The sequence below is a fragment of the uncultured Maricaulis sp. genome (genome assembly GCF_905480005.1).
Lineage (GTDB): Bacteria > Pseudomonadota > Alphaproteobacteria > Caulobacterales > Maricaulaceae > Maricaulis.
Genome location: NZ_CAJQOO010000035.1, coordinates 1 through 17,366 on the forward strand (window position 1 = coordinate 1; position 17,366 = coordinate 17,366).

The following is a 17,366-nucleotide window of genomic DNA, read 5'->3' on the forward strand; positions in this document are numbered from 1 at the left end:
GAATTGCTCGCGCAAGCGGGTCATGATGTGCGCGAACTCAGCCGGTTCCAGCATGTCCGGCGAGCCGCCGCCGAAGTGGATGCAAGTGACGCGGCTGCCGACCGGTGCATACCCGGCCCGACGCCGAATATCGGCATCGAGTGCGTCGAGATAACGGGCAATACGGTCGTGACGATTGGGGATGGTCGTATGACAGCCGCAATACCAGCACATGGATTTGCAGAACGGGATGTGGATGTAGAGCGACAGGTTCGAGCCTGCCGGTTGTCGGCGCATCCAGTCGGACCAGGTCTGCAAGCCCACACCGTCATGAAAGCCGGTCGCGGGCGGATAAGACGTATAGCGCGGCACCGTTTCCAGCGCATACTGGACCAGGAAGCGCGGGGCGTTCTCGATCATTGTCGTCAATCTCCACAAATTTGCTGGGAGATTATCCATCCGCGATCTTTTGTTGGATGCGCCCAAAGCGCGCATGCGAACATCGCCCTTACAGGCGATAATATGGAGATCGAGGTCGACCGTTCGCCTGCCTCATGTTAGGGGTAACATCATTGTAGAACGCGACGCTCCCACGATATGGCGCGTCAAGCAGGAAGCCGGATATGGCCGAACTCGTTCCCGTCGAACCCTTTGATATTGTTGTTTTCGGTGCCACTGGGGATCTGGCCTTGCGCAAATTGATCCCGGCGCTCTTCCATCGCTGGTGCGACGGGCAGATCACCGATGACAGCCGCATCATCTGTGCGTCGCGCGACTCCATGGAATCAGCTGCCTTCCAGGAGATGGCAGCGACCCATGTGATCACCGCAAAGACATCGGCCGAGCGCCGGGCGTCCTGGGGCAAGTTCTCCGCCCGCCTGACCTATGTATCAGTCGATGCGACCAGTGAGACGGCGGGCTGGGAAAACCTGGCCGCGGCGCTCGATCCGGATGAGAACAAGATCCGCCTCTATTATCTGGCCTTGCCGCCCTCGATCTACGGGTCGATCTGCGCCGGACTGGCGGCCCACAAGCTGAACACGCCGAATGCGCGCATCGTTCTGGAAAAGCCGATCGGGTCAAACTACCACACCGCCCGCGCGATCAATGACAAGGTCGGTGAGGTCTTCAAGGAAAACAATATCTTCCGGATCGATCACTATCTGGGCAAGGAGACCGTCCAGAATCTGCTCATCCTGCGCTTCGCCAATTATCTGTTCGAACCGATCTGGAATGCGAACGGGATCGATCATGTCCAGATCACGGTCGCGGAATCGCTCGGCGCAGGCAAACGGGCGAGCTATTATGATCGCTCCGGTGCTTTGCGGGACATGGTCCAGAACCACCTCCTTCAACTCGCCTGTCTCGTGGCGATGGAGCCCCCAGCCTCGCTCGATCCGGATGCCGTGCGGACGGAAAAGCTCAAAGTGCTCAAGGCTCTCCGGCCGGTAACCGCGGCGAACGTCAATCAGGACGTGGTTCGCGGTCAGTATCAGGCTGGCGCTGTCGAGGGAGAGAGCGTTCCTGGCTATGCCGAGGAAGTGGGTCAGGCCACGCAGACCGAGACTTTCGTCGGCATGCGCGCGCATGTCGATAACTGGCGCTGGGCCGGCGTACCCTTCTATTTGCGCACCGGAAAACGGATGGCGTCGCGGCGATCTGAAATCATTGTCCAGTTCAAACCCATTCCGCATGACGTCGTCGGCGCGGCCGAAGGTGCCATGCATCCCAACCGGCTGGTCATCCGCCTGCAGCCCGATGAGGGCGTGAGGCTGATGCTGATGACCAAGGACCCGGGTCCGGGTGGCCTGCGCCTGCGCTATGTCCCGCTCAATCTGGCCTATGCCGAGCATTTCGAGCAGGATTATCCGGACGCCTATGAGCGTCTCCTGATGGCGGTCGTACGCGGCAATCTCAGCCTCTTCATGCGCCGCGACGAGGTCGAGGCGGCCTGGCGTTGGGTCGACGGCATCATCCAGTCCTGGGAGGACAGCCAGTCCAAGCTGTATGGCTACCAGGCCGGGACTGATGGCCCGACCCAGTCCGCGCTGCTGCTGGCTCGCGAGGAAAGGGAATGGTTCGATGGCCTTGACCGATAAGCCGAGCCTCGACCTCACCGAACATGCCGACAAGGCTGCCATGGCAGAGGCGCTGGCCCAGCCGGTCGCGGATCGGCTTGCCGCGGCGATTGCTGACCGTGGAGAGGCGGTTCTTGCTGTCTCCGGCGGCTCGACACCCGAGGGTCTCTATCGTCGGCTGTCCGGCGTGGCGATCGACTGGTCGAAGGTGACCGTGATCCTCGTCGATGAGCGCTGGGTGGAGCTGGGCGAGGCCGGTTCCAACGAGACATTCCTTCAGTCCACCTTGATGACCGGCCCGGCCGCGCAAGCGCGTCTGGTCGGGTTGAAGGCGCCTGGCGAGACACCGCTGGACGGACTTCCGGATCTGCAAGCTCGCCTTGCCGGACTGAAATTTCCACCGGACGTCCTGATCCTGGGCATGGGTGAGGATGGCCACACGGCATCCTGGTTCCCGCGGGCCGATGGACTGGATGAAGCCCTTGCCGAAACCGGTTCGCCGATCGCGGCCATTCGGGCCAAGCAAACGACCGTGACGGGGGTCCATACGGATCGCATCACGCTGACCCGATCGGCTCTGGCCGGTGCCGGGCTGAGCCTCCTCCTGATCGCTGGCGACGGCAAGAAGCGCGCCCTCGACGCGGCGCTCGAGGCGGGGTCAGTCGCCGACATGCCGATCCGCGCGCTCCTGCGCTCGCCGGACGACCGACCCGAAATTCACTGGACGCGCTGAGCGCGTTCGCCTGAACGGAAGACTGATGATGACCCAGACCATCAACGCGACCCTTCGCGCCGTCACCGACCGCATTCGCGAGCGCAGTGCACCGACCCGGTCGGCGTATCTCGCCCAGATTGCCGCTGCCCGCGAAAACGGCCGCAATCGGTCGACCTTGTCCTGCGGGAATCTCGCGCACGGCTTCGCAGCCTGTGGCGGCGCCGACAAGCGGGCTCTGAAAGATGGCGGCTGGGCCAATGTCGGCATCGTCACCGCCTATAATGACATGCTCTCCGCCCACCAGCCCTTCGGACCCTATCCGGATATCATCAAGAAGGCGCTGAACCAGGTCGGCGCGGTCGGCCAGATCGCCGGTGGCGTGCCGGCCATGTGTGACGGTGTCACCCAGGGTCAGCCGGGCATGGAGCTCTCCCTGTTCAGCCGCGACGTGATCGCCATGTCGACCGCCGTCGCGCTGTCCCACAACATGTTTGATGCCGCCCTCTGCCTCGGCGTGTGCGACAAGATCGTGCCGGGACTGATGATCGGCGCCCTGCGTTTCGGCCATCTGCCGGTGATCTTCGTGCCGGCCGGCCCCATGCGGTCGGGTCTGCCCAATCCGGAGAAGGCAAGGATCCGCCAGCTCTTTGCCGAGGGCAAGGTGGGGCGTGACGCCTTGCTGGAGGCTGAAAGCAAGTCCTACCACTCGCCGGGCACCTGTACCTTCTACGGAACGGCCAATTCCAATCAGATGTTGATGGAAATCATGGGGCTGCACATTCCCGGCGCCGCTTTCGTCAATCCCGCTGACCCGATGCGCGAGGCCTTCACGCGCGCTGCGGCCCAGCGTGCCGCTGCAATAACGGCTGACAAGGACGCTTACGCCCCGATGGGCGAAATCGTCGACGAGAAGGCCATCGTCAATGCGATTGTCGGTCTGCACGCGACGGGCGGCTCGACCAATCACACCATCCACCTGATCGCGATTGCGCGGGCGGCCGGCATCCTGGTCGACTGGACCGATTTCGATGCCTTGGCCGACATCACCCCGCTGCTTTGCCGCGTTTACCCGAATGGTCCGGCCGATGTGAACCATTTCCATGCCGCCGGCGGTCTTGGTTATGTGATCCGTGAATTGCTCGATTCCGGCCTGTTGCATGAGGATGTGAAGACCGTGATGGGCGACGGGCTGCGGGCCTATGCCAGCGACGCTCTCCCCGATGGAGACGGGCTGCAATGGCAACCTGCCGCGACTGAGTCCGGCGACCTCGAGATTGTGCGGCCCGTGTCCGAGCCCTTTTCCGCCGACGGTGGCCTCAAACTGCTCGATGGGCCACTGGGCCGCGCGGTGATCAAGGTCTCGGCCGTGAAGCCGGAACATCGCATCGTCGAGGCCCCCGCCCTTGTCTTTGAGAGTCAGGAAAGCTTCCTCAATCGCTTCAAGGCAGGCGATCTGGATCGGGACTTCATTGCGGTTCTGCGCTTCCAGGGACCGCGCGCCAATGGCATGCCGGAGCTGCACAAGCTGACCCCGGCCCTGGGGTCTTTGCAGGACAGGGGCTTCAAGGTGGCACTGGTCACTGACGGCCGCATGTCGGGCGCATCCGGCAAGGTGCCGGCGGCGATTCATGTCAGCCCGGAGGCGGCATTGGGTGGCCCGCTGGCGCGGGTTCGCGACGGCGATGTCGTCCGGCTTGATGCGGTTGCCGGGACACTTGGGATCGAGGCGGACGGGTTTGATGCGCGCGCACTGGCGACCGCGCCCTCCGCAGTGCAGATCGGTATGGGGCGTGAGCTCTTCTCGGGCTTTCGCCAACTCGCTGGCCCCGCCGAGGAAGGCGCGCTTGCAATTCCCGACCTCGCCGTCGCCTCGCAGCGCGATGATGCATTGATTCCGGCCTGACCTGCCATCATCCTGCCGCAGGCCCAGGCGAAATTGGTCGCTTGGCCGGTGTCGGGGAATGCCATGTCGACGCGTAGTGTCTGGCTTGTTGTCGCGACGGGCCTGGGTCTTGTCATGGCGACTGGGGCGGCGGGGAGTGATGAGGCCGTCCCCGCGCCGGAGATCGCCGAGGACGCCGTGCGGGTTTCGGCCCGTTATGCGTCGTCCGTGCTCTTCTTCAAGGTCGGGGAGATAACGCTGGATGCGCGGTTCGGCGAGGCCGGATACGCCGCCGAGAGCTATATCGAGGCGGCCGGGCTCGCGGCGCTCTTCACGGATTTCGATATTCGCGCCGAAGTCTCCGGACAGGGAGGCAATGGGGCCCGAGAGCCGCAGATCTATGAACACGTGGAGCGGACCGGATCGAAAGTCCGGTCTGTACGGATCGAGTTCTCGGATATTGTGGCTCGCTCCGAGGCGGAGCCGCCTTTCGGCTCCTGGGGCGTGCCACCGGCCAGCGATAGCGACCGGACCGATGTGATTGACCCGATGACAGCATTCTTCGAGTTGTCGCGCCGCCTGGAGGGTGGAGAGGGTTGCCAGGGTCGTCTCGCCGTTTTCGATGGCAAGGCGCGCTATGATCTTCGTCTGGAAACCGTTGGAACTGACCGGGTCCGGACGCGCGCCTGGCGTGGCGACGCGCTCCTCTGCCACGCCTGGTATGAACCGATTTCCGGCTATGATCCGGAGGACTATCCAAGCGCGTCCGAATTGCGCCATCCGCTGGTCCTGTGGCTGGCGCCGATTGCCGGCGACTCGGCTTATCTGCCAGTGCGTCTGCACACCCGGGCGGGCTTTGGTGGTGTGACGATCGAGCTGACCGGTCTCAGTGTCGAACCGGTGGCAGGCGGTTAGCTCAAAAAGCTCGATAGCGTGATCGTGATCACATGTTGCAAGGCCGCTCGCCGGTAGGCTCACCGGACCGCTCAACGAGCGGCCCCAAACTCCCGGGTTCAGCCTGCTGTTCCGGGAGGGGCGGGGTGCAAGTCCTTGCCCATGCGAAGCCCCAACTTCGCCTTGCGCCCCGCCGCCATTGGGCCGCCCTGCCGTCACCTGATCGCCTGATCAATTCGCGATGGGCGCTAGGCATCAGCGCGTTTGACAAGGAAAACGTGTTGAAAGTTGAGTTTGCCATGTCCTTCGGCCACTCCTCCCGGTTGCACGACACGAGCGAAGCAATAATGATGGCCGTCCGCGATTTGGGAACAGATGATGAGTGTGGGCACGCGCTACCGGGCGTTTATCAGTTATAGCCATCGAGATCAGGCGTTTGCGCGCGCCTTGCACCGGCAGCTCGAGACCTATCGCGTCCCTTCGCGCCTGGTCGGGCGCGAGACGGCGGTCGGGTCGGTGCCACGACGTCTGACGCCCATTTTTCGCGATCGCGAGGATCTCGCTGCGACCGGTGATCTCACGGCCTCGGTTCGTGATGCCCTGGCCAATTCCGGCACGCTGATCGTGGTCTGCTCACCCGATGCGGTGGCGTCGCGCTGGGTGAATGAAGAAATTCGCGCTTACCGTCAGCTCAATCCGGGCGGCACGATTCTCGCGGCCGTTCTCGCGGGTGATCCGGACGCGGACCCCGAGGCTGAGCCTCAACTCGCCTGCTTCCCGGCGGCCCTGCTGGAGCCGGGCGCTGATGGCGTCGCCAGCGAGCCCGTCGCTGCGGACATGCGGCGCGAAGCCGACGGGCGGCGCATGGCGCTGTTGAAGCTTGTCGCAGGTCTTATCGGTGTCAGTCTGGACCAGCTGATCCAGCGCGACCTCCAGCGTCGGCAAAGGCGCGTGACCGCCATCACAGGCGCGTCCGTCTTGCTTTCCGCTATCATGGTCGCATTGACGCTGCTGGCTCTCTCGGCTCGTTCCGAGGCGGAGAGGCGCAAGGCCGAGGCCGAGGACCTTATTGAGTTCATGCTAAATGATCTTAGAGATAATCTGGAACCGGTCGGGCGGCTTGATGCGCTCGATGCCGTGGGGGCCAAAGTGATCGAGTATTACGACAACCAGGGTGCTGCCACCATGACTTCGGACGAACTTGGCCGCCGCGCGCGAGCCTTCCACCTTCTTGGTGAGATCGACAGCGCCCAGGGCGATCTGGACAATGCCTACCAGCACTTCCGCATCGCTTATGAATCCACCAGTCGCATCCTTGCGGTCGAGCCGAGCATGCCCGAGCGAATCTATGAGCATGCCCAGAGTACCTACTGGGTCGGATATTTCGCCTGGCGCAGGGGTGACCTGGATGGCGCCGAGCGCCGCTTCGTTGAATACCGGGATCTCGCCTATCAACTTGTCGATGCCGACCCGGACAATCTCGAATGGCAGACCGAGGTCGCTTATGCCCATTCGAATATCGGATCGCTTTATGTCGGCCAGCGTCGGTGGGCGGACGCATTGATCGAGGCGCGCTCCGCAGTCAGGCAATTCCGCGTTCTCGCCGCCGGTCGCCCCGACGCGCATGCGGCCTGGACGGAGCTGGCTCAGGGTCTTGCCTGGGTGGCGTCCATATCGGAAATCACCGATGGTCGTGATGCGTCGATTGCCGTTCTGCATGAGCAGTTGGAGCTCTATGAAAGCGGGCGGATCGACTCCACGGATGACTGGCGGCTCCGGCGCAATGTGATCGCCGCGGAATATGCCCTGGCGCGCCTGTTGATCACGCCGAGCGAAACCACCACCGAAGACGATCTCGACATGGCCCTGGCCATTCTCGAATCTGCCGCACTCGAGGCGTCGGCGCTGGTCGCGCATGAACCGGATAATCTGGAATGGCGGTTGATCGCTGTCAGGCAGCGCCTCTGGCAGGCGCAGGCGGAGCTCTATAGCGGCGATGTGACCGGCGCGCGCGATGCCTATGTTGCGGCAACGGGCTTCATGGCGCACCCCGCCTGGGGTGGCGCGGAGGGCGCGCGTTTTGCCGTCAGCCGCTTGCATGCCAGCCTCATCGAGGGGCGGATATTTGCCGCGCGGGGCGATTTCGAAGCCGCGCAAACCTCCGTCGAACACATGTTGGCGACCCTCGGTCAGGTCGATGACTGGGACGGCGCGCTGGAGCGCGCACCCTATTACTACGCCGCGGGTGCCAACACGCTGGCAGATTCCCTGGAGGCGCAGGGGCAGACGGATGACGCGCACCGTATTCGCGAGGATATCGTTCGCCGTCTCGAGCCAATCCGTGAACGTATTCGCACCGATTCCGCCGCCGAGCTTGCCTATGCTCGTGAGTCGGTCGATCGCGCGCTCATTCGCGCAGAATAGGATGACCGGCCCTGCGCGCGGGCCGGATGCGGCAAACGCCAGAGGGGGATATCCATATGGCAGTGATCGACAGGGACGCTTTTGACGGGGCAATAGTCCAGCAAGAGTTGGAGGGCGTGTGCGGTCTGACTCCGACGCAGACCCAGCTCAGCCTCATTGCCCAGGCCACGAATGGATTCGTGGTCATGCATGGCAGTGATGTCGGCCGGGAAATGTTTGATGATGCGGAGATTTCGCAAATCTTCGTTATCTTCGCCGAAACGGTGAATGACTTCTCGACTGCCGATGCGTCGACTTTGCGGACCGCTGTTTCCGCTGCGCTGGCGGGAATGTGGACGCCTTGCTCCGGCGAAATGCCATGTCCGTTTGATCAGGCGGCGCACGGGCGCACGCGCATGATATTTCATGTTCATGTACCCGGCTGGGGTTTCGAGCCCGCCCGCATCAAGTTCAAGGGGAAGGATCCGTCTGGTTCGTTTTGCGGGCTGGACTGGCTGACGCTGAACGGGGAAAACTGCAAGCCATACAGCTTCCAGCTTCAAACCAAGCCTGTCGAGGAGCCTGAGACCTATGAGTTCGCGCTCTTCATCAAGTCATCACAGGATGCCGGTGATCAGGCAACGGGGATCATTATCGATCCGGCCCTTGAACTCACCCCGCCCTGATCGGTCGCTGAACGCGCTGCGCCGCCGCATGCGAGCGGAGACCGGCTGTGCGTGAGCAGATCATCAATCGGTTCAATTCGGGTGATCTCGCCCGGGCTTATGACCTGTGTCAGGCCGGTCTCCAGGACCGGCCTGACGATTTCTGGCTGAAGCATCGGGCGGTTCTGTGCCTGATACGGTCCGGCGCTCTGGAACGCGCTTTCGCCGCCTATCATGAATACCGCCTGGCCGAGATTCGTCATGACGAGGATTGCCTGGCGGTCGGAGCCCGCCTGCTCAAGGCGCTCGCCCTTGAGGCCCATGGTCGGGACTTTGCCCGCCAGGCTGTCGAGAGCGCCCGCAAATATGCGGATGTCCATGCCAGGACGGGTGGTCATTACCCGGCGATCAACGCGGCCAGCATGTTTATGCTGGCGGGCGAGCCGGCCCAGGCGGAGAATTTCGCGCGCGAGGTTCTCTATGGCAGTTTCGTAAATACGCCCGCCACGCCAGAAGAGGCGTATTATCGGCATGCCTCCCAGGCCGAGGCCTATTTGCTGCTCGGGGATCTGTCGGCGGCCCGTTCCACGCTCAAAGAGGCGTTCCGCCAGGACCCCGAAAACCATCTGGCCCATGCCACGACCTTGCGCCAACTCCGTCTGCTTGTGTCTGTTCTCGGGCTCGACGCTGACTGGCTGCAGGCATTGGAACCGCCACGGCCGGCGCATTTCGCCGGCCATATCTTCGGACTGGGTGAGGGCGAGCGGCAGTTGGCGATCTCGTCGGAGACTCGCCTGCGTGATCTCGTCGACATGACCCTGGCGCGTCACAATGTCGGGGCCGTCTATGGCGCCCTGGCCGCCGGATCGGACATTATCATCGCCGAATCCGCCCTGGCCCGCGGCTGCGAACTCAATCTCGTCCTGCCCGTGCCGGTATCGGTTTTCGTCGACGCGTCCGTACGTCCCTTCGGTGACGCCTGGCGGGCCCGCTTCGATGCCTGCCTGGAACGGGCCGAGAAGATCACCGAGCTGACCAGCGATCGCCGCATCCTGTCACCGGAGACCATCAATTACGCGAGTCTCGTCGCCATGGGCATGTCGCGTATGCGAGCGCAGGTTCTGGCGACGCGACCGCTGCAGATTCTGATCGCGGAGGAGGCCGACCCCGAGGACCCCCACGCCGGTTGCGGGACGCTGCATGATGGCGCGGTCTGGTCCGATTGTGGCCTGGACCAGGTGCGTCTGGCCTATCCCGGGCAGCGTCAGGCGATGGCAGCGAAGACCCAGGACTCTGGTCTGGAGCCCGGCTTCCGGCCGGCCATGCGGGCCATGCTCTTTCTGGACATCGCTGGCTCGTCAGCGGTTCCGGACGATCGCGTCCCGCATTTCGTCCGGTCGGTGCTCAAATCGCTGGCGGCATGCTGCGATGATCTCGCCGAGCCGCCCCTTCATGCCGACAGCTGGGGGGATGGCATGTTCCTGGCCTTCACGACCGTGGAGCAGGCCGCGCGCGCGGCGGAATCCCTTCGGTTGGCCTTTGCCGGGATCGACATGCGCGCCGAGGACCTGCCAACCTCGCTGGGGCTGCGCATAGCCGGCCATTTCGGGCCGGTTCATGAGGGCGAGGACCCGTTGCAGAAACGCCCCTCACTCTTTGGCGGCCAGGTAGCTGTTGCCGCTCGCATCGAGGCGGCCACCGTGCCGGGCTCGATCTTCGTCAGTGAAGCCTTTGCGGCGGCGCTGACCATGTCGTCATCCGATTTTCGCAGTGAGTATGTCGGGCAAATCAGGATTGACGCCCACATGCCCGAGCACAGGCTCTATGCTCTGCGGGCTTTGCCGGTAAAGGCCGCCGCCCGGTTGCGGCGGGCCCGGTCAGCTCGACCCGCGAAGCCGGTCTAGCTGATCGGGATCGACCAGTTCGATCCGGTCTTTCAACTTTTCCAGAAGCCCTTTGCGCTGAAGATCATTGATGGTGCGCGAGGCGGTTTCCCGGGTCGAGTTCACGCGCAAGGCCAGCTCTTTCATCGACGGGGCCGGTTCGATCACCCGCGCCGTGCCATCCGAGCCAACGGGCCGGGACATGCGCAGCAGCTCGGCATAGATGCGGCCCGGCGCCGAGAGGGCGGAGAGTTCGAACATGCGCTGGGTCGTGTGCTGAACTCGCTTCGCCAGGATGCGTGAGAGGGCGATGCCGATCTCGCCATGCCGGTGCATCAAGTCGAAGAAGGTCTTGCCGTGATAGATCGCGAGATCACAGTCGGTTTCGGCAATGATGCCCGACGTTCGCGGGGCTCCGGTCAGGGCGGCGAGCTCACCGAACACGGCCCCCGCCTCGAAGGCATCGAGCCAGATTTCCTGTCCATTCTCCGAGAGTAGCACGACGCGGGCGCGCCCGCCGAGCAGAAGGAATACGCGATCATCGGCCTCGTCCTGAGCGATGATGACCGTGCCCGCCGCGACGTGGCTATGCTCCGCGCGCTCCACCATCTCCCGGCGAGCTGTTACGCCGTCAATACCCAGATCGTGCAGGGCGGCATTCCAGGACGTGTCGAGCTGCATGAGGCCTCCCGCCGGGCCAGAGGCCGCGAATGCACGGCGAAATATCGGGGCAAGCCTAGTCAGCTTCGTAAAAAACGCCAGCGAATTCTATCGGTTGACCTGTCGCTCGACCGGTTTTTCATCGCCATTCCGGTGCAAGGTCGTTAGGGTCGAGTGAACAGTGTTTTCTCGGGAGGCTGGCATGCGCAAGGCAACACTCATTCTGGCGGGGCTGTGTTGTGTTCTGGCGGGCTGTGGTGGTGGCGACCCGGCACCGGTGGCGCGCAGCGGACCGGACGGGCCGGATGCAGCCGGCTTTCATCCGGCGTCGACGGATGTGGCGCGCGAGCATGCCGAGACATCCGCGCGCCTGTCCGCCTACCCTTCAGAAGACGAGACGTTGGCCCGCCGCGGTTTTGTCGGTCGCGACGAGGATTTGGAAATCCGCAATCCCGATGGTGAGATTATCTGGCGCCCCGCCGATTATGCCTTTCTGGACGCCACACCGACGGACAGCGTGCATCCCGGCTTGTGGCGGCAGGCGGCTCTGAATCAGGCACATGGCCTGTTCGAGGTCGCCCCGGGTATTCATCAGGTCCGCGGCTATGACCTGGCCAATATGTCGATCATTGAAGGCCGGACCGGATGGATCATCATCGATCCGCTGACATCGGTCGAGACGGCGCAGGCGGCGCTGGACCTGGTCAATCGCGAACTCGGCGAGCGGCCTGTGAGCGCCGTCATTCTCACCCACTCCCATATCGACCATTTTGGCGGCGCAGGCGCCGTTGTCGGACCGGACACGCCTGTCATCGCGCCGGCCGGTTTCCTCGAGGCGTCTGTCAGCGAGAATGTCATGGCCGGCATCGTGATGGGTCGGCGGGCCGGCTACATGTATGGCACGCGGCTGCCCCGGTCCGAGCGCGGCCATGTCGGCTCGGGACTTGGCAAGCACCCGGCACTCGGGACCCACACAATTGCGGCCCCCACCCACATTATTGATCAGACCGGACAGACGCTGGAGATCGATGGTGTGCGCATGGAGTTCCAGTATGCGCCGGAGACCGAAGCACCGGCCGAGCTGACCGTCTATTTTCCGGACCTTCAAGCCTGGTGCGGCGCCGAGCTGGTGTCGCGAACCATGCACAATCTCTACACATTGCGCGGCGCCCAGGTGCGGGATGCTCTCGCCTGGTCGGCAGCGATCGACGAGGCACTCACCCGCTTCGCCCCGCGCACCGAGGTGATCTTCAACAGCCATCACTGGCCGGTCTGGGGCGCTGCCGAGAGTGCCGATTTCCTGACTGCTCAACGCGATGTCTATAAATATATCCACGACCAGACCCTGCGTCTCGCGGCACAGGGCATGCGCCCGGACGAGATCGCCGAATCCCTCACCTTGCCTGCCAGCCTGCAGCCGGTTTTCGCTGTGCAAGGCTATTACGGCACGCTCAAACACAATTCCCGCGCGGTCTATCAGCGCTATTTCGGCTGGTATGACGGCGTCCCGGCCCATCTCGACCCCGTGCCGCGAGGCGAGGCCGCTGAACGTTATATCGAGGCCATGGGCGGCTTGGACGCTGTGCTCGCACTGGGCGATGAGGCCCTGGCGTCGGGCGAGTTTCGCTGGGCTGCCGAGCTGGGCCAGCATGCAGTCTTCGCGGACCCGGGTTCGCAGCCGGCACGCTCACTCCTGGCGCGGGCCTATGAGCAATTGGGGTATCGCGCCGAAAGCGCGCCCTGGCGGGATGTCTATCTGACCGGCGCCTATGAATTGCGTCATAGCGTCGAGGCGCTGGACGCAACAGCCGCGGGTTCGGCCATCCTGCAATCCATTCCGCTCGACATGTTCTTCGCGGCCATGGCGACCCGGCTCGACGGCGAGGCCGCGGCGCGTCAGGACCGGGTGTTCAATTTCGCCTTCACCGATGTCGATGAGCATTATGTGATCCGCCTGTCGAACGGCGTGATGCACCATCATGACGCCCCTCCGGTCGACGGGGCCGATGCGAGCGTCACGCTGACCCGGGACTTCTGGCTTCGCTTGCTGCAGCAGGAGGCCGGGCTGATGGAGATGATCGGGTCGGAGGACTTCGCTGTCACGGGCGATCGGCTCGCCTTGCTGGGCTTTTTTGCCATGCTGGAACAGCCCGATGCGGGATTTGCGATCGTCACGCCCTGATTTGCTGGGTGAGGGCTTTTGCGAGTGCCTCAAAACCTGATTAACTGCCGCATCAATCGTCCCGGGGGGTTCCATGTACCGCGCCATTCTTGCTGCCAGCCTTGCCTTCATCACCGCTTCCGGAGGCGCCTTGGCGCAGGCGACGCCCTTTGACACCCGCTATGATCCGGCGATCCCGGATTTCCGCGCCACATTCGGCTATGATTTTGGCGAGGAAATCACCCCGCCCGAGGACGCGATCGACTATCTCTACACGCTTGAGGCTGCTGCACCGGACCGGGTCGAGGTCGTTGAATACGCCCGCAGCTGGGAAGGTCGCCCGCTTGCCTATGCTGTGATCGCCAGCCCGGACACGCTGGCCCGTATTGACGAGATCCAGTCGGGTCTGGCCAGTCTCGCCGACCCGCGTGGTCTTGATGCAGTCAGCCGGGACGCGCTGATAGCCGACCTGCCTGCGGTGGTCTGGTTGTCATATGGCGTGCATGGCAATGAAATTTCTTCGACCGATGCCGGTCTGCGCACCGCCTATCACCTGCTGGCGGCGCAGAATGACCCAATCGTCGAGACGATTTTCGAGAACACGATCATCGTCGTCGATCCGACCCAGAACCCGGACGGTCGCAATCGTTTCCTCCAGACCTTCCGGTCTGCGCGCGGTCTGGAGGCCAGTGCCGACCGATATACAGCCGAGCATGACGAGCCGTGGCCGGGTGGGCGCTACAACCATTATCTGTTTGATCTCAATCGCGACTGGTTTGCCCGCACGCAGCCGGAAACCCGCGGACGCACCCAGGCCATTCTCGACTGGAGGCCGGTGGTGGTTGTCGATGCGCACGAGATGAGCGGTGACAGCACCTATTTCTTCGCTCCTTCCGCCGAGCCTTTCAATCCGGAGATCGTGCAGTCGCAGCGCGATGCCCAGGATCTGATCGGGCGCAATCATGGCGACTGGTTTGATCGTCTTGGCTATGCCTTCTTCACCCGTGAAGTCTATGATGCCTTCTATCCCGGTTATGGCGATATGTGGCCGACCCTGCAGGGCGCGGTCGCCATGACCTATGAGCAGGGCTCTGCTCGCGGACTGGAATGGCGCCGCCGCGACGGCTCCATGCTGACCTATGGTGACGGGGTTGATCACCACTTCGTGGCCAGCGTGTCGACGGCCCAGGTCGTGGCCGAGAACCGGGAGCGCTTCCTGTCGGATTTCGTCGCCTTCCGCGACAGTGCAGCGACCAGTTCGAGGGACCCGCAGGCCATGATGCTCTCCTTGAGCGGCAATCGGTGGAGCGCCGAACGCATGGCGCGCAATCTTGCGGCCCAGGGCATTGAGGTTGGCCGTGTCGCGCCGGGTACATCCGCCTGCGGAGCCCGTTTTGACGAAGGTGGATTCCTGGTCCGCTTTGACCAGCCGGCCGGCCGACTGGCCCGGACCCTGCTGGAGCCAACCACGGACCTGCCCGCTGATTTCATGCAGGAGCAGGAAGCTCGCCGGGCAGACGGGCTTGGGCATGAACTCTATGATGTGACCGCCTGGTCGTTGCCGCTGATGAGCAATGTCGACGCCACATCCTGCCGCCGCACGCCGTCCATCGCTACCGAGGCCGTTGCACCGGAAGCCCCGATTGAGCGGGTCACGACGGATCACAATGCTGCCTGGGGCTATGTCATCCCATGGACCGATGCCGGCCAGGCCCGGCTGGTGGCAGCGCTGGGGCGCGAAGGCGTGACCATGCGTACCAGTGATCTGGACTTCCGGATCGGCGACCGTCGTTTCCCGCGCGGTTCGGTCGTGATTCCGCGCCATGGCGCACCGGATGATCTGGATGCCCTGATCAACAGGCTCGCGGCCGAGAGCGGCGCGCGCTTTGAAGGCATGGAGTCGAGCTGGGTCGATGAAGGCCCGAATCCGGGCAGCGGCAATTTCCTGACAATGCGTGCACCCAGCGTGGCCATGCTGTGGGATGAAGGCACGGATCCGACCTCCGCCGGTGCGACCCGCTATGTTCTCGAGCGTCGTTACGACATTCCGGTTTCGGTGATCCGGGTGGGCTCGGTGAGCCGTGCCCAGTTGGACAATTATGATGTGCTGATCATTCCCGAGCAGGGTTGGACGGGTCTGTCCGGCGCCCTGGGCAATTCCGGAACGGCCGCCATTCGAACCTATGTGCGCGGTGGCGGTATCCTGGTCGGCCTTGGCGACGCCACGCGCTGGCTCGCCGATTCCGATACCGGGCTGATCCCGGCCCAGCGTGAGCGGGCGGCCGATGCGCCGCGCGACGCGTCCGCCGGATCCGGTGAAATCGTCGATGGGACGGTCTTGGCCAATGAGGGCGAGTTGCAGGTGCTTGAAGCCGAAGCCGGTGCCCTCCCGGAATCCTCACCGGGGGCCCTGGTCCATGTCGAGGCCAATGAGAATGCCTGGATGTCGGCCGGATATACGGACGGTGCCGCGGCGCTGGTCATGGGGTCGGACATCTACGCCCCGGTCTCGCTCGGCGATGCCACGACGGCGCTGCGCTTTGCCGCTCGTGATGAACTGCTCGCCGGCGGTTATCTCTGGGAGGAGTATGCCGATCAGCTGGCCCTGAAGCCCTTCGTCCTGTCGACCCGCCAAGGGGCAGGCCATGTTGTGGCCATCACGCAATCACCCACGACACGCGCTTATCTGGAAGGCCTGGACCTCCTGCTCCTGAATGCGGTACTTCTCGGGCCGGCACACTCTCGCGCCCTGCGCTGAGACTTTCGGGCAAACGGTATCAATCAGGTTGCGGTGCGCAGGCGCCGCGGCCGGTGACGGAGTTTGCAATGATGACACGGCGTGCCGGGTCCCCTGGCCTCGCAGTGGCGCTGATGGCGGCCACGCTTCTTTCCCCGGTTTGTGCTTTCGCCCAGGACACGCCGGACTTCTCGCCCCTGGCCCTGACGGACGATCTTGAATTCCTGCGGGCTAATACGCCGGTCGGGAATCCGTCGACCCTGCTCTATCGGGGCGAGGATTTCGTGCTGGTTGTCGATCCGGGACTGGAACATACGGCCGATCTGCTCGCCGAGACGGTCGCCGGCGAACTGGGCGAGCGCAGGCTCTATGCCGTGACCACGCACGCCCACCGGGACCATATGGGAGCGGCCCCGGCCCTGCCACGTCCGCTCGTTCAGATCGCGACCGAGTATCAATTCGACGGTCTCCCCGCCCAGCCGGGGATGACGCGCCTCGCGGTGGACGGCGAGATCACGCTCGGAGATGGCGCGGTCCGGATCGGCAGTTTCCCGAACACCGCCGCACATACGGGCGGTGATCTCTGGATCCACTTCCCGGACGCAGGCGTGCTGGCCGTGGGCGACCATTTCTTCCTCGATCGCTATCCCATCATCGACGTCAATGGCGGCGGTGACCCGGCGGGCTATTTCGCCAATATCGACTGGATGGTCGAAGCCTTTCCGGCCGGAACACGTGTCGTACCCGGGCATTCGACCTTTGGTCCTGCCGAGCCGCGTGCCGCCAGCCTCGACGACCTTGCGGACTGGGCCAACGCGCTTCGGAATTCGGTTTCCGTCATCCGCCAGATGGCGGCCCAGGGTCTAAGCGAGGCCGAGATCGTCGAAGCCGGCCTAGGGCCGCGTTTCGCCAATCTCAACGAACGCCCGCGCTTTGTCTCAGAAGAACGCTGGATCGCCTTCGTCCTGGGTAATCCGCCTCGGAGGTAGGGAGGTCGCGCGCCTAGTCCCCGCCCTCGATCTCCTCGCGGAGGGTTTCCAGTTCGAGCCAGCGGTCTTCCTTGTCGGCCTTTTCCTGCATGGCGGCGCCGAGGCGTTCGGAAACCCTGGTGAAGCGGGCGCTGTCGGCGAACAGGGCCGGGTCGGCCATTTCGGTTTCCAGGCGCGCGATTTCCTCGCTCAGCGCGTCGATCTCGCCGGGCAGGAGTTTGAGCGCATAGCGGTCCTTGTTGGCCATGCGCTTGCGTTCCGGCTTGTCCTGGCCGGCGGGTGCGGCCGCCTTTGACCCGCCCTTGCCTCCGGAGGCCTTG

The 17,366-nt window shown here is 63.8% G+C and carries 13 protein-coding genes; 10 read left to right on the forward strand and 3 right to left on the reverse strand.

Going from position 1 to position 17,366, the window contains the following annotated elements:
• Positions 1 to 399, reverse strand: a 399-nt coding sequence (locus QZ266_RS04425) for a radical SAM protein (protein ID WP_367178204.1), incomplete at its 3' end; no start/stop codon positions are given.
• Positions 400 to 602: 203 nt separating this feature from the next.
• Here QZ266_RS04425 and zwf point away from each other — a divergent pair.
• The 7 genes from zwf to QZ266_RS04460 all read left to right on the forward strand — a co-directional run bounded on the left by zwf (position 603) and on the right by QZ266_RS04460 (position 10,520).
• The gene (gene zwf, locus QZ266_RS04430; RefSeq protein ID WP_295691975.1) at positions 603 to 2,078 is read left to right on the forward strand and encodes a glucose-6-phosphate dehydrogenase; all 1,476 of its coding nucleotides are present in this window, start codon (positions 603 to 605) and stop codon (positions 2,076 to 2,078) included.
• Entirely contained in the window at positions 2,062 to 2,790 is a 729-nt protein-coding gene (gene pgl / locus QZ266_RS04435; RefSeq protein ID WP_295691976.1) for a 6-phosphogluconolactonase, read from the forward strand. The genes zwf and pgl overlap by 17 nt, the downstream gene beginning before the upstream one ends.
• Before the next feature lie 28 nt (positions 2,791 to 2,818).
• Positions 2,819 to 4,675, forward strand: coding sequence for a phosphogluconate dehydratase (gene edd, locus QZ266_RS04440; protein WP_367178205.1), 1,857 nt, complete (start codon positions 2,819 to 2,821; stop codon positions 4,673 to 4,675).
• Positions 4,676 to 4,738: 63 nt separating this feature from the next.
• Complete coding sequence (locus tag QZ266_RS04445; RefSeq protein WP_295691978.1) at positions 4,739 to 5,569, forward strand: DUF3108 domain-containing protein; 831 nt, start codon at positions 4,739 to 4,741, stop codon at positions 5,567 to 5,569.
• A gap of 357 nt (positions 5,570 to 5,926) precedes the next feature.
• A complete protein-coding gene (locus QZ266_RS04450) occupies positions 5,927 to 7,972 on the forward strand; it encodes a toll/interleukin-1 receptor domain-containing protein (RefSeq protein WP_295691979.1) in 2,046 nt (681 codons plus the stop codon).
• A gap of 56 nt (positions 7,973 to 8,028) precedes the next feature.
• Complete coding sequence (locus QZ266_RS04455; protein ID WP_295691981.1) at positions 8,029 to 8,637, forward strand: hypothetical protein; 609 nt, start codon at positions 8,029 to 8,031, stop codon at positions 8,635 to 8,637.
• Between the two features lie 47 nt (positions 8,638 to 8,684).
• Positions 8,685 to 10,520, forward strand: coding sequence for an adenylate/guanylate cyclase domain-containing protein (locus tag QZ266_RS04460; protein WP_295691982.1), 1,836 nt, complete (start codon positions 8,685 to 8,687; stop codon positions 10,518 to 10,520).
• Here the strand turns inward: QZ266_RS04460 and QZ266_RS04465 are convergent.
• Positions 10,494 to 11,180 (reverse strand): Crp/Fnr family transcriptional regulator, encoded by a 687-nt coding sequence (locus QZ266_RS04465; RefSeq protein WP_295691983.1) that lies wholly within the window; start codon positions 11,178 to 11,180, stop codon positions 10,494 to 10,496. The two genes, QZ266_RS04460 and QZ266_RS04465, sit on opposite strands and share 27 nt — an antisense overlap.
• 181 nt (positions 11,181 to 11,361) lie before the next feature.
• On the opposite strand from QZ266_RS04465, the gene QZ266_RS04470 reads away from it, so the two are divergent.
• The 3 genes from QZ266_RS04470 to QZ266_RS04480 all read left to right on the forward strand — a co-directional run bounded on the left by QZ266_RS04470 (position 11,362) and on the right by QZ266_RS04480 (position 17,046).
• On the forward strand, positions 11,362 to 13,341 hold the full coding sequence (locus QZ266_RS04470) for an alkyl sulfatase dimerization domain-containing protein (RefSeq protein ID WP_295691984.1): 1,980 nt from the start codon (positions 11,362 to 11,364) through the stop codon (positions 13,339 to 13,341).
• 73 nt (positions 13,342 to 13,414) lie between these two features.
• Positions 13,415 to 16,078 (forward strand): M14 metallopeptidase family protein, encoded by a 2,664-nt coding sequence (locus QZ266_RS04475; protein WP_295691986.1) that lies wholly within the window; start codon positions 13,415 to 13,417, stop codon positions 16,076 to 16,078.
• Between the two features lie 68 nt (positions 16,079 to 16,146).
• A complete protein-coding gene (locus QZ266_RS04480; RefSeq protein ID WP_295691987.1) occupies positions 16,147 to 17,046 on the forward strand; it encodes an MBL fold metallo-hydrolase in 900 nt (299 codons plus the stop codon).
• Positions 17,047 to 17,059: 13 nt separating this feature from the next.
• On the opposite strand, the gene QZ266_RS04485 is transcribed toward QZ266_RS04480, so the two are convergent.
• Positions 17,060 to 17,366, reverse strand: a 307-nt coding sequence (locus tag QZ266_RS04485; RefSeq protein ID WP_295691988.1) for an ABC transporter C-terminal domain-containing protein, incomplete at its 5' end; no start/stop codon positions are given.